At 63.7% G+C, this 24,038-nt stretch carries 20 protein-coding genes and 1 pseudogene; 12 read left to right on the forward strand and 9 right to left on the reverse strand.

Annotated features, from left to right (window positions below; all coding sequences use genetic code 11):
- Window positions 1-3: 3 nt before the first annotated feature.
- Window positions 4-978 (reverse strand): Bug family tripartite tricarboxylate transporter substrate binding protein, encoded by a 975-nt coding sequence (locus SO180_RS04720; RefSeq protein WP_449377654.1) that lies wholly within the window; start codon window positions 976-978, stop codon window positions 4-6.
- Window positions 979-1,081: 103 nt separating this feature from the next.
- On the opposite strand from SO180_RS04720, the gene SO180_RS04725 reads away from it, so the two are divergent.
- Window positions 1,082-1,510: a VOC family protein gene (locus SO180_RS04725; RefSeq protein ID WP_449377655.1), complete on the forward strand. Its 429-nt coding sequence runs from the start codon at window positions 1,082-1,084 to the stop codon at window positions 1,508-1,510.
- A 116-nt stretch (window positions 1,511-1,626) separates the two neighbouring features.
- Here SO180_RS04725 and SO180_RS04730 read toward each other — a convergent pair whose 3' ends face one another.
- From SO180_RS04730 to SO180_RS04740, 3 genes are all read right to left on the reverse strand, one after another.
- Entirely contained in the window at window positions 1,627-2,721 is a 1,095-nt protein-coding gene (locus tag SO180_RS04730) for an HD-GYP domain-containing protein (protein WP_449377656.1), read from the reverse strand.
- Window positions 2,722-3,099: 378 nt separating this feature from the next.
- Entirely contained in the window at window positions 3,100-5,385 is a 2,286-nt protein-coding gene (locus SO180_RS04735; protein WP_449377657.1) for a xanthine dehydrogenase family protein molybdopterin-binding subunit, read from the reverse strand.
- Complete coding sequence (locus tag SO180_RS04740) at window positions 5,382-5,873, reverse strand: (2Fe-2S)-binding protein (RefSeq protein WP_449377707.1); 492 nt, start codon at window positions 5,871-5,873, stop codon at window positions 5,382-5,384. Before SO180_RS04740 ends, SO180_RS04735 begins: the two co-directional genes overlap by 4 nt.
- 467 nt (window positions 5,874-6,340) lie before the next feature.
- Here SO180_RS04740 and SO180_RS04745 point away from each other — a divergent pair.
- The 3 genes and pseudogenes from SO180_RS04745 to SO180_RS04755 form a co-directional block, all read left to right on the forward strand.
- Window positions 6,341-6,472 (forward strand): annotated as a pseudogene (locus SO180_RS04745) (alpha/beta fold hydrolase); the annotation flags it as partial.
- 72 nt (window positions 6,473-6,544) lie between these two features.
- Window positions 6,545-6,883 carry a hypothetical protein gene (locus SO180_RS04750; protein WP_449377658.1) on the forward strand — a complete coding sequence of 113 codons (339 nt, stop codon included), beginning with the start codon at window positions 6,545-6,547 and terminating at the stop codon, window positions 6,881-6,883.
- A 215-nt stretch (window positions 6,884-7,098) separates the two neighbouring features.
- Window positions 7,099-7,770 carry a dienelactone hydrolase family protein gene (locus SO180_RS04755; protein WP_449377659.1) on the forward strand — a complete coding sequence of 224 codons (672 nt, stop codon included), beginning with the start codon at window positions 7,099-7,101 and terminating at the stop codon, window positions 7,768-7,770.
- Between the two features lie 130 nt (window positions 7,771-7,900).
- Here the strand turns inward: SO180_RS04755 and SO180_RS04760 are convergent, their stop codons facing one another.
- The 4 genes from SO180_RS04760 to SO180_RS04775 form a co-directional block, all read right to left on the reverse strand.
- On the reverse strand, window positions 7,901-8,566 hold the full coding sequence (locus tag SO180_RS04760; protein WP_449377660.1) for an SGNH/GDSL hydrolase family protein: 666 nt from the start codon (window positions 8,564-8,566) through the stop codon (window positions 7,901-7,903).
- A 210-nt stretch (window positions 8,567-8,776) separates the two neighbouring features.
- Complete coding sequence (locus SO180_RS04765; protein WP_449377661.1) at window positions 8,777-9,469, reverse strand: polysaccharide biosynthesis/export family protein; 693 nt, start codon at window positions 9,467-9,469, stop codon at window positions 8,777-8,779.
- A gap of 282 nt (window positions 9,470-9,751) precedes the next feature.
- Window positions 9,752-10,408, reverse strand: coding sequence for a peptide-methionine (S)-S-oxide reductase MsrA (gene msrA / locus SO180_RS04770; protein WP_449377662.1), 657 nt, complete (start codon window positions 10,406-10,408; stop codon window positions 9,752-9,754).
- A gap of 135 nt (window positions 10,409-10,543) precedes the next feature.
- Window positions 10,544-10,861 carry a hypothetical protein gene (locus tag SO180_RS04775; protein ID WP_027527813.1) on the reverse strand — a complete coding sequence of 106 codons (318 nt, stop codon included), beginning with the start codon at window positions 10,859-10,861 and terminating at the stop codon, window positions 10,544-10,546.
- A gap of 388 nt (window positions 10,862-11,249) precedes the next feature.
- On the opposite strand from SO180_RS04775, the gene rpsT reads away from it, so the two are divergent.
- The 7 genes from rpsT (at window position 11,250) to SO180_RS04810 (ending at window position 21,366) form a co-directional block, all read left to right on the forward strand.
- Complete coding sequence (rpsT, locus tag SO180_RS04780; RefSeq protein ID WP_027527812.1) at window positions 11,250-11,516, forward strand: 30S ribosomal protein S20; 267 nt, start codon at window positions 11,250-11,252, stop codon at window positions 11,514-11,516.
- 1,309 nt (window positions 11,517-12,825) lie between these two features.
- The gene (gene dnaA / locus SO180_RS04785) at window positions 12,826-14,244 is read left to right on the forward strand and encodes a chromosomal replication initiator protein DnaA (protein ID WP_449377663.1); all 1,419 of its coding nucleotides are present in this window, start codon (window positions 12,826-12,828) and stop codon (window positions 14,242-14,244) included.
- A 261-nt stretch (window positions 14,245-14,505) separates the two neighbouring features.
- Window positions 14,506-15,624, forward strand: coding sequence for a DNA polymerase III subunit beta (gene dnaN / locus SO180_RS04790; protein ID WP_449377664.1), 1,119 nt, complete (start codon window positions 14,506-14,508; stop codon window positions 15,622-15,624).
- Between the two features lie 165 nt (window positions 15,625-15,789).
- On the forward strand, window positions 15,790-16,926 hold the full coding sequence (gene recF / locus SO180_RS04795; protein ID WP_449377665.1) for a DNA replication/repair protein RecF: 1,137 nt from the start codon (window positions 15,790-15,792) through the stop codon (window positions 16,924-16,926).
- Between the two features lie 124 nt (window positions 16,927-17,050).
- Entirely contained in the window at window positions 17,051-17,674 is a 624-nt protein-coding gene (locus SO180_RS04800) for a hypothetical protein (RefSeq protein WP_449377666.1), read from the forward strand.
- Window positions 17,675-17,959: 285 nt separating this feature from the next.
- Window positions 17,960-20,395 carry a DNA topoisomerase (ATP-hydrolyzing) subunit B gene (gene gyrB / locus SO180_RS04805; RefSeq protein ID WP_449377667.1) on the forward strand — a complete coding sequence of 812 codons (2,436 nt, stop codon included), beginning with the start codon at window positions 17,960-17,962 and terminating at the stop codon, window positions 20,393-20,395.
- A 41-nt stretch (window positions 20,396-20,436) separates the two neighbouring features.
- The gene (locus tag SO180_RS04810) at window positions 20,437-21,366 is read left to right on the forward strand and encodes a LysR family transcriptional regulator (RefSeq protein WP_449377668.1); all 930 of its coding nucleotides are present in this window, start codon (window positions 20,437-20,439) and stop codon (window positions 21,364-21,366) included.
- Between the two features lie 103 nt (window positions 21,367-21,469).
- Here the strand turns inward: SO180_RS04810 and SO180_RS04815 are convergent, their stop codons facing one another.
- A complete protein-coding gene (locus SO180_RS04815; protein WP_449377669.1) occupies window positions 21,470-22,441 on the reverse strand; it encodes an MBL fold metallo-hydrolase in 972 nt (323 codons plus the stop codon).
- 244 nt (window positions 22,442-22,685) lie between these two features.
- On the opposite strand from SO180_RS04815, the gene murA reads away from it, so the two are divergent.
- Entirely contained in the window at window positions 22,686-23,981 is a 1,296-nt protein-coding gene (gene murA, locus SO180_RS04820; RefSeq protein WP_449377670.1) for a UDP-N-acetylglucosamine 1-carboxyvinyltransferase, read from the forward strand.
- Window positions 23,982-24,038 lie beyond the last annotated feature (57 nt).

Consider the following 24,038-nt stretch of genomic DNA (forward strand, 5'->3'; position numbering starts at 1 on the left):
TCGCTACTCGACCTTCAGGCCGGCGAACTCGACGACCTTCTTCCACTTGTCGGTCTCGGCCTTGATCATGTCGCCGAACGCATCCGGCGTCTGCACGAGCGGCTCGCCGCCGAGCTCGACCAGGCGCTTGGTCATGTCGGGCTCTTTCATGATTGCGTTGATCTCGCCGTTGAGCTTGGCGATGATCTCCTTCGGCGTGTTCTTCGGCGCGCCCATGCCGAACAGCGCACTCGCCTCGTAGTTCGGGACGGTCTCCGCGATCGCCTGCACGTCGGGTAATTGCGAGGAGCGCTCGGCCGTGGTGACGCCGAGCGCGCGAAGCGAGCCAGAGCGGATGTGCTGGATGATCGAGGGCATGTTGTCGAAGATCACCTGCACCTGGCCGCCCAGCATGTCGGTGATCGCGGGCGCCGCGCCGCGATAGGGCACGTGCTGCATCTTGCAGCCGGTCATCGCCATGAACATCTCGCCCGACAGATGCACCGAGGTGCCGTTGCCCGAGGAGGCCATGTTCACCTTGCCGGGATTGGCCTTCACATATTCGATAAATTCGGCGACGTTCTTCGCCGGCACGTCCTTGTTCACGGTCATCACGTTCGGCACACGCTGGAACGACGCTACCGGCGCGATGTCGCGCACGAAGTTGAACTTCAGATTGGCGTAGAGCGAAGCGTTGATGTAATTGGCCGGATTGACCAGCAGCAACGTATAGCCGTCGGGCTCGGCATTGACGACGGACTCCGTGCCGATGTTGTTGCCGGCGCCGGGCTTGTTCTCGATCACGAATTGCTGGCCGAATTTTTCCGACAGCCGCTGGCCGATCAGCCGCGCCAGGATATCGGTGGCGCCTCCCGGCGGATAGCCGACGACCCATTTCACCGGCCGCGCCGGATAATCCGCCGCAAAGGCCCTCGAGAGCGGCGCGGTTGCAAGCGGACTGGCGGCAAGCAGGCCCAGCGCAGTGCGGCGTGTGATCATCTGAAATCTTCTCCCAGTTTGTTGTTCTTGATGGCAGCGCGTTGTAACAAAGCCCGCCACCGACGAGAAGTGCGCTACCCGCATCGCGACGAAAGGATAAGGCATGTCCGTCAAGGTTCAGGCCCTCGATCACCTCGTCGTCAACGTCGCCGACGTCGCGCGCACCGCCGAGTGGTACCGCAAAATCCTCGGCATGGAAGTGAGGGTGTTCGACCCCGGCGGCGGCAAAGCGCCGCGGACGTCGCTTCAGTTCGGCAACCAGAAGATCAACGTCCGGCCGCGCGATGCCGACAAGGTTGAGTGGTTCACCGCGGACCATGCGACCGCCGGCAGCGAGGATCTGTGCTTCCTCACCACGGCCACCCCCGACGAGGTGGTGGCGCATCTGACGGCGCATGGCGTCGCGATCGAGGAAGGCCCGGTGGCCAGGCAGGGCGCCCGCGGCACGCTGCGCTCGGTCTATTGCCGCGATCCGGACGGCAGCCTGGTCGAGATTTCGTCGTATGAGGACGGCGGCCGGCAGAATTCGTAGGGTGGGTTAGCCCCGCGGCTGCGCGAAGCGCAGTCCGCTAGGCGTAACCCAACATGGCTGCAGGCGGTGGTGGGTTGTGCCTCGCTAACCCACCTAAGGCCGCGGAGAATGTTTCGTCAGAACGATCCCAGCGCGACCGGGCGGAAGGCCTGCACGAGCTGCTGGTCCAGCTTGCCGCCCATGCCCTCCAGCATCGCGAAGGCGCGGGAGTGGGTGAAGGGCAAGCGGTAGGCACGCTTCTCGACCAGTGCCGCGTAGATGTCGACGATGGTCGTCAGGCGAACGATGTCGCTGATCTGGTTCGAGGAGAGCTTGTTCGGATAGCCACTGCCGTCGAGGAATTCGTGGTGGTGCAGCACGACATCGAGCATTTCCGGCGGGAAGCCGCCTTGCTCGGCGAGCGCTTCGTAGCCGCGGCGCGGATGCTGGCGGACCTCGTCCAGCTCCTCGTCGGTGAGCTTGCCGGGCTTGTCCAGAAGCTGTGTCGGCACGAAGGCCTTGCCGACGTCGTGCAGCAGCGCGGCGCGAGTCAGGCGGCGCTGGTCGTCCTCGCGCATGCCGAGATGCTGCGCGAAGGCGACTGCAAAGCCGGTGACGAACAGACAGTGCCGGTAGCTGCCGACATGGTGGCAGCCGACGGTGGTGAGCCACTCGCGCAGCGAGGAATGCTTGATCGCCTTGAGGATCTTGTTCTCGGCGGCGACGACGTCATCGAACGTCAGGGGCACGCCGAGCGGCAGTTTCTCGAACATTTTCGCCAGCACGCCGTGCGCCGCCTCGACGCCGCGGTTCAGCGTCTTGCCGCGATCGCTGGCGTCATAGGTGGTGGTGTCCGGGAACGCGGCACGGATGCGCTGCAAAATGGCCTCGGGTTGCAGCGGCCGCGAGATCGTGTCGGTGGCGCCCAGCGCCCAGGCCTGCATGGTGCCGTGGTGGAGCGCATCCGCCAGCACGAACAGCCGCGGCATCGAACGATAGGCGTCGCCGCGCAGCTTGTTGCGCACCCGCTGCACGCTCTCGGACGAGCGCAGGTTGATGTCGACGATGATGCCGGAGAGATCGCGCGCCGGCTGCTCGGGGATCTCCTGGGTCGAGACCGTTGCGACCTCGCCGACCGACTGCAGGATATGGGCAAGCTCACTGCTCTGGTCGCTGCGGTCGGAGGCCAGCAAGAGCCTGCGTTTGGCGGCGGGTTTGGCTGAGGCGGTCATGGCTTCCCCAAAAGCAACTGAAACAGGCAACTGAAAAGAGCACTGCGCTCGACTGCACCACCCTAGCGGCATCAGGTTCTCCGGCCCTTAATGCGCGTGCTGAACGGGAACCTGCGGGGTTTGTTCAAATTTGAGGGATCTTGCCGAGGTGCCTAGAGACAGTGGACGTCACCAAACTCACCGCCGTCATCGTCCGGCTTGACCGGACGATCCAGTACTCCGAGACGGCTGTGATTCAATCGAGAAGCCGCTGCGTACTGGATGCCCCGCCTGCGCGAGGGCATGACAGCGAATGTTCGGAGCAGCATACCGATCAACAAAAAATCCGCCGGAGGCTGCCCCTCCGGCGGATCGTCTCGATTGCAATTTGCGGCGAGCTTACGCCTTCATGTTCGCCTTCACGGCCTCGGCCGTGATCGGCAGGCTGCGGACGCGGGCGCCCGAGGCGTTGAAGATGGCGTTGCCGATGGCCGGGGCGACCACCGTCACTGCGGGCTCGCCGACGCCGGTCGCCTTCTCGCCATTGGCGATCACGGCAACCGCGACCTCCGGCATCTGGCTCATGCGAAGGGGCGTGTAGCTGTCGAAGTTGGTCTGCTCGATGCCACCGTCCTTCAGCGTCGCCTTCTCGTACATCGCAAGCGACAGGCCCCACAGCGCCGCACCCTCGACCTGGGCGCGGATGTTGTCGGGATGCACCTGCGTGCCGACGTCGGTCGCGACCGTGAGCTTCTTCACAGTCACCTCGCCCGAGGGCGCAACGGCGACGTGGGCGACGCACGCCGTCCAGCTTGCGGTGGCGCGCTCCTGCGACGACACGCAGGCCACGCCCATGCCTTCACCCTTGGGGAGCTTCTTGGTGCCGTAGCCGGCAAGGCCCATCGCGGCGAGCAGCGTGTTGCGCAGCCGCTGCGCGCCGCCGTCATTCTTGCCCGCGCCGTCGAGCAGCGAGATGCGGAGCTGGGCGGGATCCTTGCCCGTCGCAGCCGCGATCTCGTCAATCATGCTTTCGACGGCCCAGAAGGTCCAGCCCGGTGCCACCGAGCGGAGCTGACCGGACGGGGTGGCGTTGTGCGCCATCTCGTTCTTGATCGCCCGCACATAATGGTTGGGTACGGTGTAGAAGAAGTCCGACCCGTTCACCGTGAAGGAGTCCAGCGGACCCTTCTTGTCGACCGAGGGCGTCAGGAAATCGGGAATTCCCCAGCGCGCGGTCGGCCAGGCCGAAACCACGTCGTGGCTGATCGCAACGATCTTACCGTCGCCGTCCACGCCGGCCTTGACCTTTTGATAGGTGAGCGGACGCGAGAAATCCATCGTCATGTCGTTCTCGCGCGAGTAGATCACCTTGACCGGCTTGCCCACGGCCTTGGCCGCCTGCACCGCCGGCACCATCATGTCGGCATCGAGTCGCCGGCCGAAGCCGCCGCCGAGCCACATCTGGTGCATGACCACGAACTTCGGGTCGATCCCGGCCGCACCGGCGGCGATCGCGCCGGAGCGCGTCGCGAACTGATTGCCGGAATAGATGTGCAGGATCTCGCCCTTGAACTCCGCGGTGGCGTTCATCGGCTCCATTGGCGCGTGGATGTTGATGTTGGTGGTGTACTCCGCCTCCAGCACCTTGGCCGCCGAGCCGAACGCCGCCGAGGGATCGCCGTCCTTGACGAAGTACTGGCCGGAATCGTCGAGGCCCTGGAGCCGCTTCGCTTCGTCCAGCAACGACTGGCTCGACAGCTTCGCGTTCGGACCGCCGTCATAGGCGATCTTCAGCGCATCCGCCGCCTTGCGGGCCTGCGCGTAGGTGTTGGCCACCGCGACGACCCAGCCCGAGGTGGTCTGCGTCTTGTCGTCGATGATGACCGCCTTGATGAAGCCCGGCATCTTCTTGGCGTTGCTGTCGTCGACCGATTTCACCGTGGCGCCGAAGCGCACCGGTGGGGTGACGACCTTGCCGTAGGCCATGCCGGGCAGCATGACGTCGATGCCATACTTGGCCGTGCCATTGGTCTTGGAGGGAATGTCGAGCTGCGGCACCGACACGCCGATCATCGTGTATTGATCCGGCGTCTTCAGCGCGATCGCCTTGAGCTCGTCGGCCGTGAAGGTCTTCGTCGCCTTGCCGCTCTTGACCACGTCGGCAAAGCTCATGTGCTTCTTCGACTTCGCGTGCGAGATCACGGAATCGCGCACCACGAGCTCGCCTGCCGGCACGCCCATCGCGGTCGCGGCAGCGTCCGTCAACGCCATGCGACCCGCGGCACCGGCGCGACTCATCGCGTCGAAGTTCATCATGGTCGACCAGCTGCCGCCGGTGATCTGTGCGCCCAGTACGGGGTCGTTGAACTTCGGATCGTTGGACGCGAGCTGCACCCGCATATCTTTCCAGCTGGCCCCCAATTCCTCGCAGACGATCTGCGCCATGGTGGAGGCGATGTGCTGGCCCATGTCGGCCTTGCCGCAGGTCACGGTGACGAGACCATCCGGCGCGATCGAATACCAGACGCTCGGCTCGAAATTGGCGGGCGCGGCGGCAAGCGCGTGGTCGATGCCGGGAACGCCGGCATAGCCGAGCACGAGACCGGTCGCCGCGGTGCCGACCAGGAACGAGCGGCGGCTGAGATCAGTCGCCTCGGGAGTGACGTTCTTCACGTGCTGATTCATGTGGGCCTCCGCTCATTGGCGGAAGCGGACGCGGTGCGCATCTCGGTTGCCGCACGCATGATCGCCTTCTGGATCCGTGAATAGGTCATGCAGCGGCAGAGATTGCCGTCCATGTGCGCGACGACTTCTTCCTTGGTCGGGTTGGGGTTCTTCGCCAGCAGCGAAGCGGCCTGCATGATCTGCCCGGACTGACAGTATCCGCATTGCGGGACCTGCTCGGCGATCCACGCCTTCTGCAAGGGATGGTCGCCCTTGGCGGAGAGACCTTCGATGGTGGTGATCTTCTTGCCGGCGACGTCGCCGACCATGGTCTGGCACGAGCGAACGGCTTCACCGTTGACGTGCACGGTGCAGGCGCCGCACAGACCGGCACCACAGCCGAATTTCGTGCCGGTCATCTGCAATTGCTCGCGGATCGCCCAAAGGAGCGGCGTATCGTTTGCCGCATCCACGGACATACTCCGCCCGTTGATGGTGAGAGTTGGCATGGTTTCTTCCCCTGCCGGTGCATGAAGCCGCTTACGGCGGCAACTTGTCTGACCGACACCCACCGGGCTGGCGTCGGCCTTGGACGCAAGAATGATCGCGTTCGTTTGCGGAGGCAAATGCAATTTGGAATCGATCGAAACAAACGTGATGCACGCATCACCTTTGTGCGTCGCGACAGGACCTTGATGCAAACCGGCTGACGGAATAAGCGGCAAAATTCGTGCGACGCATGCATGCCATCGCGGCATGCCCTCAAGGATCTGCAAGTATCCTCGAAGTAACCTGGCACGCCAGGATGTCCGAAGCAGGCGAAATTCGTAGGGTGGGTTGGCCGACGAACTCCCGTGGTTCAACAAGCGCCGCAGGAAGGCGTAACCCGCCACGCCGCTGGTGAGAAAAAATGTGGTGGGTTACGCTGCGCTAACTCACCTGCAAATCAGCGCGATGCCATCGATCGATCGGGACGTCGCTGATCGTGGTCGGCGCCGACGACACGCCGTTCCTCGCAGCGTCCGACTACATGGCGGCAAAAACCCCCGGCGCACACAAGGTCGTGATACCCGCGGCCGGGCACGCCGTGAACATCGATCAGCCGTAGGCTTTTGTTGACGCGATGGTTCCCTTCCTGAAAAATCTGCCGCGCGAGGTGCGCCGCGAAGGGACCTAAACGATGAAGTCGACGACTGTGGCGGGATTGGCAATCGCGCTAGGCATGATGACGGCCGCGGCGCACGCGGAGCAATGGGCGCCGCCGCGCCTGCCCTTCGTCATGACATTATCGAACACCACGCCGCTGGCCTTCGGAATGGATGCCGCCCAGGCAGCGCATGCGCTGGGCCAGCCGCTGCAATATGTTCGCGGACGCCCCGGCAACGAGATCTACCTCGCCTTGCGCAATCTCGGCGGCAGCCGGCTCATCCCCTACCGCCACCGCCTGTTCCTGCAATTCCGCCATGGTCGCCTCGCAGGCTGGAAAGAGGACTACGGCGAGAACTGGATGTGGGAGTAAGTGCCACCCCTCATGGTGAGGAGCGCCCACCGGGTCCGCGCGAAGCGCGGCCCGATGGCAGGCTCCGGCGCGTCTCGAACCATGCAGGCCCCGCTTAAGCAACAGGGCCTTCATCCTTCGGGACGCGCGCAAGGGCGCGCTCCTCAGGATGAGGTGAGAGAGCGGAATTTCGGGATCAACAACTCATTCAACAACCAACAACGAAGGACAACCTCGTGGGACATGACATTAAACTGACGGCCTCCGACAATTTCCAGTTCGGCGCCTATCGCGCCGATCCCAGTGCTGCGGCGAAAGGCGCGGTGGTGGTGATCCAGGAGATCTTTGGGGTCAATCATCACATCCGTTCGGTCTGCGATCGGCTGGCCAAGGAAGGCTATGTCGCAATCGCGCCGTCGATCTTCGATCGGACCTCGCCAAACTTCCAATCGGGCTATTCGCCCGACGAGATCGCCGAGGCGCGCAAGTTCGTCGCCAATCCCGACTGGGCGGCAATGTCGCGCGATACGCAGGCCGCGATCGATGCGGTGAAGAGCGTCGGTCCGGTCGGCATCATCGGCTTCTGCTTAGGCGGAAGCATCGCCTATGTCGCAGCGGCACGACTTTCCGGCCTCTCGGCCGCGATCGGCTATTACGGCGGCGCCATCGTGCGCTTTGCCGACGAGAAGCCGAGGGTGCCGACGCAGCTGCATTTCGGCGAGAAAGACGCCGGCATTCCCCTGACCGACGTCGAGACCATCAAGGGCAAGCGGGCGGACGTCGAGGTCTTCATCTATCCGGGCGCCCAGCACGGCTTCCATTGCGACGAGCGCCCAAGCTACGACAAGGCCAGCGCCGATATCGCCTGGCCGCGCAGCATGGCGTTCTTTGCGACGCATTTGAAGTAGCGCGCGCACCCTCTCACCGTCGTCATTCCGGGATGCGCAGACGGACGCAGGCCCGGAATGCTGAGGAGAGAGAACCGCACCGCTCACGCTGCGGGAATCGTGGGGGTGATGAACTGGTCACCTGCCCCATTCACCGTGTCGTACGCGAAAAGATCTCTAAAACCTTGCCAGCCAGGGCGTTGCCGAGATCCGCATTGTTTTGCGCGCAGAAATGGATTCCATCCAGCCCCCCTGTTGAGATCACGCTTCCTGCGTCGAAGAAGTCGACCTTCATGAAGTTGGCGAGAGATCTGTACTGTGTGGCAAGCTCGATCGTCTTCTCGCGCCCGCCCTCAAACATTCCCTGGAGCCAGGGATCGGCTACGGGCGCGAGTGGAGGCGGCGCCACAACGAGCACCCGCGGGGCTCCATAAACCGTGCCTACGCCACCAGTCGACGTGAGCACCTGGCCGACCAGCTTCGACATGCCGACCGCAATGTCATATGACGAGCGATGATAGTAACTCTTCGCATCGTTCGTTCCGAGCATGATGACGACGAGGTCCAACGGAAGATGACTTGCCAGAGCGGAGGGCAGATAGGCGGATCCGTTCAGGCGCGCATCAACGGGATCATCGATCGCCGTCGTTCGTGCGCTCAAACCCTCCTCCACGATTTCGTAATCGGACCCAAGCTTGGAGGCCATGATCCCCGTCCACCGCTCTGGATAGGGAAATCTCGTCGTTGGTGCTCCCTCGCGAACAGCAATCCAACCCCAGGTCAGAGAGTCGCCAAAACACAGGATTCGCCTGGCCATGAGATCCTCGCTCAGTTGAACAAAGGAACGGATGCTGGGGAAGATTGCAGCGAGCACTATGGACGCCGGGTCATCGCCTACCTCCGGCACCCTTCGCTCTCGCCGCTATAGCTCCAGTTAGGCTGATGAACGGCTCTCTCAGCATGTCATACCCGGATGCGTGTGTCAGCACGCAGGCCCGGACTGACGAAGAGAGGGCTGAATGAATTTCTAGAACCAGCGCTCGCCGACGTACACGGTGTCGCCGGGACCGACGGGGGTGCCGAGCGGCACCACGGCGCGCATCGCGCCGCCGGCATCGCTGCGGGTCACCGTGACCACGTCGCGCTTGGCGCGAGGCGAGAAGCCGCCGGCGATCGCCACCGCGCTCTCGACGGTCATGTTCGGCACGTAAGGATATTGGCCGGGCGCGGCGACTTCGCCCAGAATGAAGAAGGGACGATAGGCTTCGATCTCGACCGCCACGGACGGTTCCCGGATATAGCCGTTGCGCAAGCGCGCGGCGATTTCGGAGGCGAGCCCCGCCGTGGTGCGACCGCGCGCCGGCACTCCGCCGATCAGCGGCATGGTGATCGCACCGCCGGCGTCGATCGCGTAGGTGTTGGTGAGACCTTCCTGGCCGTAGACCACGACGCGCAGCTTGTCGCCGGCATCGAGATGATAGGACGCGTCATAGCGCACCGGCGCGGCATAGCCGACCGCTACGGGCGCGGGAGCTGCGGCAAAGGAATTGCGGAGCGCGCTGATGGCGCCGCCACCGGAATTGTCGACCGCAACCGGCTGCGGTCCGGCGGGCTGGCCATAGGCCATGTAGTCGAGATCGCTGCGCGGCTGCGCCACCGCGACTGGACCGACGGTTTGCATGCAGCCGCCAAGGGCAAGCGCGGCGGACGCTGCCAACATCGACAATCGAAACGCGCGCGCAACCCGCACTGGAGCCATCCCTCGAACCGAGATGGCTCCAGTCTTGCACCTGTTATGGTTAATAAAACGTTGAGGGGCGTAGGGCGCGACAATGCGGACAACGGGCACCGTGCGCTCCCTCTCCCGCTTGCGGGAGAGGGGTGGGGAGAGGATGCCTCCGCAATGAACGCTCTTTGAGTGGAGAGAGCCCTCACCCGCATTGCATCTCACGATGCAATGCGACCTCTCCCGCAAGCGGGAGAGGTGCAGCGAGTTCGCGGCTTACGCGCTGACGCCGACGCCGATCGGGCAGGAGACGCCGGTGCCACCTAAGCCGCAATAGCCGGCCGGATTCTTGGCGAGATATTGCTGGTGGTAGTCCTCGGCGAAATAGAACTCGCCGGCGGGGGCGATCTCGGTGGTGATGGCGCTGAGCCCCTTGGCTGCGAGCGCCTTCTGATAGAGTGCCCTGGAGTCGTCAGCCGCCTTCTTCTGCGCACTGTTATAGGTGTAGATCGCGCTTCGATATTGCGTGCCGACGTCATTGCCCTGACGCATGCCTTGCGTCGGGTTGTGGTTCTCCCAGAACACCTTCAACAGCCGCTCGTAGGAGATCTTCTTCGGATCGTACACGACAAGCACAACCTCGGTGTGGCCGGTGCGGCCCGAGCAGACCTCTTCATAGGTGGGATTGGGCGTATGGCCGCCGGCATAGCCGACCGCAGTGATGTAGATGCCCTCGCCGAGCTCCCAGAATTTGCGCTCGGCACCCCAGAAGCAGCCGAGCCCGAACACGGCCTGCTCGAGACCCGCGGGGTAAGGCGGCTTGAGCTTCTGACCGTTGACGAAATGGGTGGTAGCGGTCGGTAAAGGCTCCGCACGGCCCGGCAGCGCCTCGGCTGCGCTGGGGAGTGCAGTGGTCTTGCGCATGAACAGCATGGGTCGGATCTCCGAAACGAGCTGTCCGTCGCCCAAGCAGAGGTGCTTGAGGCGGCGTGCTCGTGATGCCAGGTGAATATAGGCATTTACGCCTGAAGAGGCAGCCCTGTTACGCCGGCGCCATTGCAGGAGCGGTCAGTCCCGCGAATAGCCGATCAGGGGTTTCCGCGGCCGGAACAGGATCATCAGGAGGATCCCGAGAATGCCGAGCACGGCAAAAACCGGCTGATCCAGCACCAGGCGGATCACCGAGGTCCATAGCCAGGGGGCCTTGGCCTCGACCCAGGTCCGGAACGCCTGCTGGCTGGATTGATGGATATCGTTCCAGAACTGGCCGAACCGGGTGAACCGGAGGGTCTGGTCCGCCACCCAGCGGGCGCCGTCATAGACCATGAAGATGAAGCCGCCAGCCAGCAGCAACAGGCCGATCAGTCGGAAAAAGCCGCGGATCATGCATCACCTTAAATGGGCCCGTCCGGCCGGGACGAGGCGAAACGCCGCCAGCCAATACCGGGGCGAGAACGGAAATTCAACCTCGTCAGTACGTTACGGCAGTTCCCGCCCTGACAAAGGCGGCTTTCCGGCCTCCCGAAGCCGTTGACGGTGCCGCAGGCCCCCTCTATAAGGGCGCCAACTGGCGGTGGGCGCAATCCCGCCGCCGCTGTTCTTTGAGCCATGCGAGACAGCCGTACAAGGCAATAGCCGCAAGGCTGGCGCGCGGGTTCTAAAGAACAGCCTTAGCAACCGAACACCCTAAAACCGAGCGTCGATTTCGCGGTTCAAGCAGCCGGCGCTAATCCGAGCAAGAAGCGACCGGTCACCGCAGAGGATTTTTGAGACAATGGCCAACACCACTTCCGCCAAGAAAGCGACGCGCAAGATTGCCCGTCGTACCGCCGTCAACAAGTCGCGTCGGACGCAGATGCGCGGCGCAGTCCGCACCGTCGAAGAGGCGATCAAGTCCGGCGATCGCGCCGCTGCGCTGAAGGCGTTGGCGAATGCCGAGCCCGCCCTGATGCGCGCCGCGCAGCGCAACATCATTCACAAGAACAACGCGAGCCGCAAAGTGTCGCGGCTGACGCATCAGATCGCCAAGCTCGGCAAGTGATCTGACCGAACATCGCGTAAGCAGACGAAGGCCCAGCATGCGCCGGGCTTTTTCTTTTTGTCGTGTACCCGACAGAGATCAGAGCGCCTCAGCCGAAGCCTCTGAAGCAGAGCTCCGCGATCCGAGCCGTTTGATCCGAGCTCTGCGATGGGGGCTCGCTGACAGATAAGAACTCTTGATCGCAGCTCCTGAAAAAATTCTTCGCCGCGCTATTTTACCTCCCGTAGTCTTACTGCTGGCGATTCTGTCACACTGGAAACTTTCATCGCAATTGCGAAAAGCCTGTGTGGCGCAGCAGGACGAATTCCTGCCTCGCCATTATTTGCACACAGTAGTTCCCAGGCGAGCTGTGCAACGGCGGGGTTACCCTGCAAAACGAGACTCGAAAAACGATGTCTCGATAATCACTTATCCACATAGTGACGGGAAGCATTTGGAAAATTGGCTCACACGGCACTCGCGTGACGCTTTTGTAAATTTTTTTTGCGCGCCGTCGGAGAATTGTCACATGACGCGCATTGCCTTCGATTCTGCACGGCGATTCAAAAACTTGGTTCTCGGCCCTGTGAACAACTCTGCGCACGCGTTAACGCAGATCAGGATTTAAGCTCCTCAACTGTGAATCAATTCCGTTGCGAGTCTCTGCGCATCGTGTATTTCTTAAAGCCGTCCGCAGCGCCCACGATCTTGAGACCAGCGCGGTTTTAGAAACGGGGTGAGCGTGCAAATCGGCGGCGGTGTGCACGTGGGCGACGCTTTACCAAGCGATTGTCGGTTTCAAACCCATAGCAATATGGGAACGATAGTGCTTTGTCCAAATGTCTCCAAGCGGGGCATTCGTGTCTCGTTCGCGTTTAGACGCAACGGAGAGACAGCGACGAACCACCCGACAAGCGCGAAGGCGGCGCCATCCGGACGAGCTAGGAAAGACGGGCGGACCTCGCGTTGGGAATGTGGAGTTCCTACGCGAAGTTCATAGGCGACACGCAGGACCTTGCCGTGAGCAATCACGGCAGGACGGGGAGGCACCATGTCGAACGAACGCAACGCGGTATTGAATCACATCTCTTCTTCCAACGATGCCGTTTCGAGTTCGTCCTCCGACCAGCCTCCGGCGTGCCCTTGCGCGCTGAGTACGCGCTGACCTCGCGAACCCTCCATTCTTGACATCATTGGTCTGTTCAACGGCATTCGCGCCGAACGGCTGACCTGTGCCTTCAAGATGGCCTCGCTTGAGGTCGTGCCGTGGCAGGAAACCTGCAACGGCACTCGCAACGCAACCTTATCTCCAAAGAAAAGTTTTCAAACAATGACATCGGAACAGGATCGCTGGTCACGCGTGAAGGGGCGGCTACGCTCGAGTGTTGGCGAGGACGTCTACACCAGCTGGTTTGCACGCATGGATCTCGAAGGGGTCCAGGAGGAGAGCGTGCGGCTGTCAGTGCCTACGCGCTTCCTGAAGAGCTGGATCCAGGCGCATTATGCCGAGCGCGTGCTCTCCTGCTGGCAGGCCGAGATGCCGGAAGTGCATCGTATCGACCTCACCGTGCGCACCGCTGTGCGCCCGACCGTCGCGCTCAAGGAAGCGCCGGCGCCGATTGAGGCCAAGCGCATGGATGGCCGCCCCTCGGCCGAGCTGCGCGCGACTGCGACCGCGCCGGTCTCCGCCAACCATGACGCGCTCGGCGGCTCGCCGCTCGACCCGCGCCTGACCTTTGCAAGCTTCGTCGTCGGCCGCGCCAACACGCTGGCGCATGCGGCGGCACGCCAGGTCGCGGAGGGACGCCGCGGCGATCCCGTGATGTTCAATCCGCTCTACATCCATGCCGGCGTTGGCCTCGGCAAGACGCATCTCTTGCAGGCGGTGACCTGGGCCGGCAATTCCGGCAGCGAGCGCAAGGTGCTCTATCTCACCGCGGAAAAATTCATGTACGGCTTCGTCGCCGCGCTGAAGACGCAAACGGCACTCGCCTTCAAGGAGGCGCTGCGCGGCATCGACGTCCTGGTCATCGACGACCTCCAGTTCCTCCAGGGCAAGTCGACGCAGGCCGAGTTCTGCCACACGCTGAATGCGCTGATCGATGCCGGCCGCCAGGTCGTGATCGCGGCCGACCGCCCGCCGTCCGATCTCGAGAGCCTTGACGATCGCGTCCGCTCGCGGCTGGCCGGCGGCCTCGTCGTGGAGATGGGATCGCTCGGAGAAGATTTGCGGCTTGGCATTCTCAAGTCGCGCGTTGCAGCGGCCCGCGCCCATCACGCCAGCTTCGACGTGCCTGAGGAGGTGCTGAACTATCTGGCGCGCACCATCACCCATAACGGCAGGGATCTCGAAGGTTCGATCAATCGGCTGCTTGCTCACTCGAAACTGAACAACCAGCCGGTGACGCTGGAAATGGCCGAGCGCGAGGTGCGCGACCTGATCCGGCCGCAGGAGCCCAAGCGCATCAAGATCGAGGACATCCAGCGCGTGGTGGCACGACAATATAATGTCAGCCGCTCCGATCTCTTGTCCTCGCGCCGCACCGCCAACGTGGTCCGGCCGCGGCAGGTCGCGATGTACCTCGCCAAGACGCTGACCCTGCGCTCGCTGCCGGAGATCGGCCGCCGTTTTGGCGGGCGCGACCACACCACGGTGCTGCACGCGGTGCGCAAGATCGAGGCACTCGTCAGCAAGGACGCGGCGCTGTCCGAAGAGGTCGAGTCCTTGAAGCGCCAGCTTCAGGAATAAACCCCTAAGGCCATTCCCACCTGCGATCGTCCCGGCTTCGCCGCCGGGGCGATGGGCAAGATCGGGATGTAAATCGTGGGGAACAGCTCCCCAATCCCTTGAATCGGATGGCTTTACGCGCCACCTTGCGCGACCCTGACGGCTTTGATCATATCGGCTGGATGATCCGGCTTTGTCGGGTTTCTTCCGTGCCGCGGCGCCGCTTTCGGCCGCCCGGCTTTTCCAACGATGTGTTCTCTTGGGGATCGGGCGGGTAGTGCAATGAAGGTTACGGTCGAACGCGCGCAACTCCTGAAATCGCTGGGCCACGTCCACCGCGTGGTCGAGCGACGCAACACGATCCCGATCCTCGGCAACGTGCTGGTGCGCGCAGAGGGCGCGAAATTGTCGCTGAAGGCGACCGACCTCGATCTCGAGGTGACGGAGACGCTCGCCGCGGAAACCGCGACCGCCGGTTCCACGACCGTGCCAGCGCATATGTTCTACGACATCGTGCGCAAGCTGCCAGACGGCTCGCAGATCGTGCTGGAAGGCGACGGCGACCGCTCAGTGCTGGCGATCCGCGCCGGCCGCTCGCGTTTCACGCTGCAGACGCTGCCGGAGAATGATTTTCCCGATCTCGCGGCTGGCGACATGTCGCATTCCTTCAATCTCGCCGCCAAGGACGTGAAGCGGCTGATCGACCGCACCCAGTTCGCGATCTCGACCGAGGAGACGCGCTACTATCTCAACGGCATCTATCTGCATGCCGCGGGCTCTGCCAAAGCGGCGACCCTGCGCGGCGTCGCCACCGACGGCCATCGCCTCGCCCAGATCGACCTGGTGCAGCCCAACGGCGCCGCCGGCATGCCCGGCGTGATCGTGCCGCGCAAGACCGTCGGCGAGGTGCAGCGCCTGATCGAGGATAGCGAAGCCGAAGTGACGATCGAGCTGTCGCAGGCCAAGATCCGCTTCACCATCGGCAATGTGGTGCTGACCTCCAAGCTGATCGACGGCACCTTCCCCGACTACGGCCGCGTCATCCCACAGAATAACGACAAAGAACTGGTCGTGGACAAGAAGGATTTTGAGGCCGCGGTCGACCGTGTCTCCACCATCTCCAGCGAGCGCGGCCGCGCGGTGAAGCTGTCGCTGTCCGCTGGCAAGCTCGTGCTGTCGGTGACCAATCCGGATTCCGGCAGCGCCACCGAAGAGCTCGAGGTCGAATACGCCTCTGATGCACTCGATATCGGCTTCAACTCGCGTTATCTGCTCGACATCGCCGCCCAGATCGAGGGCGAGGTCGCAACCCTCAAGCTCGCCGACCCCGGCTCCCCGACCCTCGTCCAGGACCGCGACGACAAGAGCGCACTGTACGTGCTGATGCCGATGCGGGTGTGAGGCCTGCTCCTCTCGCCATGGCCGGGCTTGACCCGGCCATCCATCAAGTAAGATGACCTATTGGGTGTACATCCTCGCCCGTAAACCCGGTGGAACGCTGTGATGAAATTGTCCGCTGATGCGGACGATGGATTGCCGGGTCAAGCCCGGCAATGACGAGTTGATATGACCCCCTCCCGCATTCATCGCCTGACGCTGACGCAGTTTCGCAACTACCGCGCGGCGGGGCTCGAGACGGCGGCTGACATGGTGGCGCTGGTCGGGCCCAATGGTGCGGGCAAGACCAATTGCATCGAGGCGATCTCGTTTCTGTCGCCGGGCCGCGGCCTGCGGCGGGCGACGCTGGAGGACGTTGCCGACAATCAGGGCGATGGCTCCTGGGCCGTGTCGGCGCAGGTCGAGGGCGCGCTGGGCCTTGCCACGCTCGGCACCGGTATCGATGCGCCGCGCGCCGACAGCGCAGTGAGCCGACGTTGCCGCGTCGACCGCGAGCCGGTCAACTCGGCGAGCGCCTTCGGCGACCACATCCGCATGGTATGGCTGACGCCGGCAATGGACGGCCTGTTCATGGGCGCAGCCTCCGAGCGACGGCGCTTCTTCGACCGCCTGGTGCTCGCCATCGACAGCGAGCATTCAGGGCGCATCTCCGCGCTCGAGCGTTCGCTGCGCTCACGCAACCGGCTGCTCGAAGTGCGCAACTATGACGACCACTGGTGCGACGCCATCGAGCGCGAGACCGCCGAGCTTGCGGTCGCGGTCGCAGCGACGCGCGGCCAGACCGCTGCAAAACTCACCGAGATGCTCAACACGCGCGCGCAATCTTCCGCCTTCCCGTCGGCGCAGATCGCGCTCGACGGCTGGATGGAGAACGCGCTGCTCAGCGAGACCGCCACCGCCGTCGAGGACCGCTACCGCCAGATCCTGCGCGACAACCGCCCGCGCGATGCGATCGCCGGCCGCACCACCGATGGGCCGCACATCACCGACCTCCAGGTGATCTACGCGCCAAAAAGCATGCCGGCGCGCGATGCCTCGACCGGCGAGCAGAAGGCGCTGCTGATCGGACTCGTGCTGGCGCATGCAACGCTGGTTGCCGAGATGACCGGCATCGTGCCGCTCTTGCTGCTCGACGAGGTCGTCGCGCATCTCGACCCCAACCGCCGCGCCGCCTTGTTTGCCGAGCTGCAAAAGCTCGGCGCGCAGGTGTGGTTGACCGGCGCCGACCCTGCCGCCTTTGCCGAGATCGGCGCCAGCGGCGAAGTGTTCGACGTCGAAAACGGGCGCATTTCGGCACGCCGATAGGGCGTCACTGTTGAACCTGACGGGCTCCCCTGGCGACTAGTCTCTTGAGGCCGCGCCGGCCGTGTCGCAGTCGTTGCTATCGCGCGAGGCCCCGAGCGGCGCGCGACATCCTTGGAGAGTAAGCATGTCTCTTATACACATCTCGGGGCCGCTCAAGCTCGATCCCGATGTCGATATGCCTGTGCCGACCCGCATCAGCCACAGAGAGTTCACCTCCAACTATGCCAACGGCGTCAAGTCCCCGATCCGGCGCACGCTCAAAGCCAGCATACCCGCCGAGTTCGGCGACGTGCTCGCGTTCTACCGCACCGAGCTGGCAAAGCGCGGCTGGCAGGAAGTGGCAGATGGCGCTGCGGTTGCGGCCGAGCAGGCGGAGCTCTCGTTCGCATCTTCGGAGGGGCCGGCCACCCTGAAGCTTGGCCGTGCGAAGGACGAGACCACAGTCGACCTGGTGCAGCGGAATCCGGAGGCCGCGGCCAAGGCCAGGTTCCTGCCGATGCCCGGACAAGCGCGCCTGATATTCGGCTATCTTGTACCGGACGTGGCTTTGCTCGCGATCAACGATCAAACCATCAAGATCGCAGGCGGCGTGAACCACCCACAAACGCTGGATCTGCCACCCGGCACCTATTCCTACGAGCTGCTCGTGTCGGGCCACCCAGTCGGCACCAATACCATCACTGTGGCCTCAGGCGAGGCTTGGTCCCTCGGGGGAGATAACGGCGATAAGCCCTCCCGGATTTACTGAACCCCAAAGCCTTCCCCGGGGCGCCCACGGCGCCTCGGAACCGGCGCCGTCACACCGGGGAAATGCGGTCATTCTCGACGCGAGAAAGCACCCCCGAATCGGGCTTTTTGCAACGCCCAGAATCCGTCTTCGAACGTCTTGAAAACTGCCTGAAAATCCCTATCTGATCAAAGGGTTGCGGGAGGATACTTTGCGCTAGGCGCAATCCTCCTTTCATGGCACAAATAGCTCTCAAATCAGCGCCTTTTGCGCCGCTGATTCGGGCGACACCCTCGAAGGCCTCTCATGACAGAACCTGCTCGGCAGCCGCGTGCCGAAAACGAGCCCTCCAACGCGAGCGATTACGGCGCGGAATCGATCCGCGTGCTCAAGGGTCTCGATGCCGTACGCAAGCGTCCAGGCATGTATATCGGCGACACTGACGACGGCTCGGGCCTGCATCACATGGTCTACGAGGTCGTCGACAACGCGATCGACGAAGCGCTCGCGGGCCACGCCACGCGCGTCGACGTCGTGCTCAATGCGGACAATTCCGTCACCGTGCGCGACGACGGGCGCGGCATTCCTGTCGACATCCACAAGGGCGAAGGCATCTCGGCGGCCGAGGTCATCATGACCCAGCTCCACGCCGGTGGAAAGTTCGACCAGAACTCCTACAAGGTCTCCGGTGGTCTGCACGGCGTCGGCGTGTCCGTCGTCAACGCGCTGTCGAGCAAACTCGGCCTGCGCATCTGGCGCGACGACAAGGAACACTACATCGAGTTCGCCCATGGCGATGCCGTCGCACCGCTGAAAGTCGTCGGCGACGCGCCGGGCAAGCGCGGCACCGAGGTGACGTTCCTCGCCTCGACCGAAACCTTCAAGAACGTCGAATATGATTTCGCAACGCTCGAGCATCGCCTGCGCGAGCTCGCCTTCCTCAATTCCGGCGTCAACATCATCCTCTCCGACATGCGTCATGCGGTCGAGAAGCGCGAGGAGATGCATTATTCCGGCGGCGTCGAGGAGTTCGTCAAATATCTCGACCGCAACAAGAAGGCACTCGTGCCCTCTCCGATCATGGTGCGCTCGGAGGCCAACGGCATCGGTGTCGAGGCCGCCTTGTGGTGGAACGACAGCTACCACGAGAACGTGCTGTGCTTCACCAACAACATCCCGCAGCGTGACGGCGGCACCCATCTCGCCGGTTTCCGCGGCGCGCTGACGCGCCAGGTCAACGGCTACGCCGAGGCCAACGCCAAAAAGGAAAAGATCGCCCTCACCGGCGATGACTGCCGCGAAGGTTTGACGGCCGTGCTGTCGGTGAAGGTGCCCGACCCGAAATTTTCGTCGCAGACCAAGGACAAGCTGGTGTCCTCGGAAGTGCGTCCCGTGGTCGAGAACGTGCTCAACGAGGCGCTTGCGGCGTGGTTCGAGGAACACCCCAGCGAAGCCAAGATGATCGTCGGCAAGGTGATCCAGGCCGCGGCCGCCCGCGAGGCCGCGCGCAAGGCGCGCGAGCTGACGCGCAAGAGCCCGCTCTCGGTCTCCTCGCTGCCCGGCAAGCTTGCCGACTGCCAGGAGAAGGATCCGGCGAAGTCCGAGCTGTTCATCGTCGAGGGTGACTCGGCAGGCGGCAGCGCCAAGCAGGGCCGCAACCGCGAGTTTCAGGCGGTGCTGCCGTTGCGCGGCAAGATCCTCAACGTGGAACGCGTGCGCCCCGACAAGATGCTGTCGTCCGAGCAGATCGGCACGCTGATCACCGCGCTCGGCACCGGCATCAGCGACGATTTCTCGGTCGAGAAGCTGCGCTATCACAAGATCATCGTCATGACGGACGCCGACGTCGACGGCGCCCACATCCGCACGCTGCTGCTGACCTTCTTCTACCGGCAGATGCGCGACATCATCGACGGCGGCTATCTCTACATCGCCCAGCCCCCGCTCTATAAGGTCAGCCGCGGCAAGTCCGAGCAGTATCTGAAGGACGAGCGCGCGCTGGAGGACTATCTGATCGACGCCGGGCTCGATGATTGCGTGTTCAGCTCCGGAAACGGTGGCGATCGCACTGGCCGCGACTTGCGCGCGCTGGTCGACGACGCCCGCGTCGTCCGCAGCATCCTGCGTAACTTGCACAGCCGCTATAACCGCAAGGTCGTCGAGCAGGCCGCGATCACCGGCGTGCTGAACAAGGCGATCTACGGCGATCCCGAGAAGGCTGCCGCGGCCGCGCAATACATCGCCGGGCGCCTCGACAGCCAGGCCGAGGAGGTCGAACGCGGCTGGATCGGCCACTACGTGGAGGGCCAAGGCTTCCAGTTCGAGCGCACGGTGCGCGGCGTCAAGGAAGCCGCCATCATCGACGATGCCTTCCTCGGCTCGGCCGAAGCCCGCAAGCTCGACGAGTACACGCTGAAGCTCCAGGATGTCTACGGCCGCTCCGGCAAGCTTCGGCGCAAGGACACCGAGCAACTGGTCCACGGCCCCGTCGATCTGTTCGAGGCCGTCACTGAAGCTGGCCGCAAGGGCATCACGCTCCAGCGCTACAAAGGTCTGGGCGAGATGAACCCGGAGCAGCTCTGGGAAACCACGCTCGACACCGAGGTGCGTTCGCTGCTCCAGGTGAAGGTCAAGGAGGTCGACGAGGCCGACGATATCTTCACCAAGCTGATGGGCGACGTGGTCGAGCCGCGCCGCGACTTCATCCAGGAACATTCCCTCAGCGCCACGATCGATATCTAGCGGCCCTTCCGGCTGCCGGAGCTTCTTGAGGTAGAGGACGCATGCACCTCGACCCCTTACAACGGCTCGATGCCGACCTGCTGCTGACGCTTGACGCGCTGCTGAGCGAATCGAACGTCACCCGCGCCGCGCAGCGCCTCGGCGTGCGACAGTCCGCCATGTCCGCGCGGCTCGCGCGCTTGCGCGAGATCTTCGACGACCGGTTGTTCGTGGCTTCGCCAGACGGACGCGGCGTGCTTGCCACGCCTCGCGCGCTGGCGCTTCAGCCCGCGCTGACCAGAGTGATCGAGCTCATGGAGGGCATGCTTGGCCCAGCGGCGGATTTCGATCCGGCGACGGCGCGCCGGACCTTCACGCTCGCGCTTCACGAGATCCCCGCGATGATGCTCGCGCCCGATCTCGTTCCGCGGATTGCGACGGCGGCGCCGTCAGCCAGGCTCGTGCTCGTCGCGCCGCCGGAGCCGCAAACCCTCGCCGATCGGCTCGAGGGCGGCGAAGTGGACATCTGCATCGGCAACCGAGCGACGGCGCAGAGCGCCTGGCAGGCGCGCACGCTTTTCGAGGACCGTTTCCTGACCGCGCAGCGAAAGGGCCATCCACGCGGTTGCGCTCCACTCGACCTCGAGGCCTTCTGCGACGCCGAACATCTGCTGGTCTCGGCCGACGGGGGCGGATTCTTCGGTCACGTCGATGCCGCTCTGGCGACACTCGGCCGCGAGCGGCGCGTGGCATTGTCGATCCAAAACTACGCACTGGCGCCTACGATCGTCGGCGCCAGCGATTATCTGTGCACGTTGCCGAGCCGCTTCCTAAGTCGGTTCGAGAATACGCTCGACTTCTTCGAGCCACCACTAGAACTCGGCGCTGCGGAGCTGGCGGCCTATTGGCACCCCCGGTTTCAAGACGACCCGGCGCATCGCTGGCTGCGCGAGCAGCTCTTCGCTGCAGCGAGCTCTACCGGGCGTCGCTAGATCATGATCCGGAAAAGTGTGCAGCGGTTTGCCGAAGAGGCCATGCCCAATCAACAAACCAAAGCGCGATGACAATTCTTCCTAGATTCATCGCGCTTCGGATTTAGTCCACCTGCCGGTTGCCGTACTCGATGGGGACCCATTGATAGCCCTTGTCCGCCCGGCGGACATGGCCGATGCCGGGGAACGGCAGGTGCGGAGCCGCAATGAGCTCGCGCTCGCTGGCAAATTGAGCGAAAGCCTGCTCGCGCGTCGCTTCGGCAGCCTTCGGATTGACGTCGTAGACGATGGTAATGCTCGGGTCAGGAAACTGCACCGAGGCGACGTGGATGATGTCCCCGATGAAGGTCATCCGCTCGCCCTGGCTAACCAGGGTGTAAAACGCGCTGCCTGGCGTATGACCGGGGTGGAGCGTTGCCGTGATCCCTGGGACGACTTCCGTGGTGCTCGAGAAAGCAGCGACCTTGCCGGCATCCACATAGGGCTTTAGCGTCTTGATCGCTTCGTCGAAGTATTTGCGGTCATAGCCCGACTCAACGGAGTTTGCCGGGTTGAGGAAAAAGTCGATATCGGGCTTCCCGAGATGGACCGTCGCGCTCGGGAATACGATTCTCCCGCCTTCCACGAGGCCGCCGCTGTGGTCCGTATGGACGTGTGTGATCAGGATGTCGGTGATCTGTTCCGGCCGGTAGCCTGCCGCCGCCAGACTGGCGCGAAGCTTGCCGCCATTCCCCGGACCAAAGAGCTCGCCGGAGCCGGTGTCGACGAGCACGAGACGATCCGGCAACGCGATCAGGAAAGCGTTGATCGAAGCCTCGATCGGATTGTGCAGGAAGCTCGCATCAAGAAGCTTGTCCGTCTTTGCACGAGTCGTGCTGGTCAGCAGGGCATGCAGATCCTGCGGCACCGTGCCGTCGGACAGGACAGTAACGGTGACCGCTCCGACGTGGACACGATAGAAATCGGCACCCTGCGCGGCGACATGTGGCGTTGGGCCCGTCACCTGGGCAAACGTCGGTGAGGTTCCGTAGAGGGATAGAAGGGTAACGGCGATAGCCAGATGAAACTTGCGCATGGATGTCTCCCGAGGTTGTTCGAGCGACGATCTAGGTGCACGTCTTCATCGCGCGCAGGCCGCTGGGATCGATCGGTGGCATCGACGCCGTTGATGGCCTTCGGTCAGTCGGCCTGTTGCGACCGGTGACGGCGGGACGGGCCTGAACCGCGGCAAGTGCAGAATTGATACTGCGCTCAATTCTCTGTATTTTCCGCCCCCGAAGCGGCCCCGCCCAACCGAACTCAGGAAAGCGAGAATCTCAGTGGCGCCCATCCAATATATCGTCGAGGGCGGTCACCGGCTCTCGGGCTCGATCGAGCCGTCCGGCAACAAGAACTCGGCGCTGCCGATCATCGCGGCTGCCCTGCTCACCGAACATCCGGTGACGCTTCAGAACGTGCCGCGCATCCGCGACACCGAGACGCTGGTCGAGCTGATCCGCTCGGTCGGTGCATCGGCCGAATGGCGCGAGCGCAACACGCTCGTCATTCATGCCAAGAGCATCCGCGCGGCCGATCTCGATCCTGAGCTCTGCGTCCGCATCCGCGCCTCGATCCTGCTCGCGGGGCCCCTCCTCGCTCGCTGCGGCGAGGTGATGCTGCCGCCGCCCGGCGGCGACGTCATCGGCCGGCGCAGGCTCGATACGCATGTGCTGGCGCTGGAGCAGTTGGGCGCCAAGGTCACCGCGACCGACCGGCTGGAATTCCGCGCGCCAAAGCTGACCGGCGCCGACGTGTTCCTGGACGAGCCGAGCGTCACCGCGACCGAGAACGCACTCGTTGCGGCCGTCGCTGCCGACGGCGTCACCTATTTGCGCAACGCGGCCTCCGAACCGCATGTGCAGGACCTCGCCAATTTCCTGGTCGCACTCGGTGCGAAGATCGAGGGCATCGGCACCAACACCATGATCGTGCATGGGCAGGCCACGCTTGGCTCGGCAACTTACGCGATCCAACCCGACCATATCGAAGTCGGCTCGCTGATCGGACTTGCCGCCGTGACGCGCTCGCCTTTGCGCATCGTCCGCGCCGGCGTCGAGCATCTGCGCTCGATCCGCATGGGTTTTGAGCGGCTCGGCATCGTCTGCCGGGTCGAGGGCGACGACCTGATTGTGCCCTCCAACCAGACGCTGAAGATCCAGGACGATTTCGGCGGCCACGTGCCCAAGCTGGAGGACCAGCCCTGGCCGGCCTTTCCGGCCGATTTGATGTCGATCGCGATCGTCACCGCCACGCAATGCGAGGGCGTGATCCTGATGTTCGAGAAGATGTTCGAATCCCGGATGTTCTTCGTCGACAAGCTGATCGCGATGGGCGCGCGCATCGTGCTGTGCGACCCGCACCGCGCCATCATCGCGGGGCCCAGCCGCCTGCGCGGCGCCTCGATGATCTCGCCCGACATCCGCGCCGGCATGGCCATGCTGCTTGCGGCGGTCTGCGCCGAAGGCACCTCGACGATCAATAACGCCGACCAGATCGAGCGTGGCTATGAGCGCATCGACGAACGGCTGAACGCACTCGGCGCCAAGATCAAGCGCGTGCCGGAACGGAAGAGCTGAGGCGCCTCCTCGCTTAAACCCTGTCGTGCCCCGGACGCAGCGCAGTACCAAAAGCGC

It is taken from the genome of Bradyrhizobium sp. UFLA05-112, from assembly GCF_053572325.1.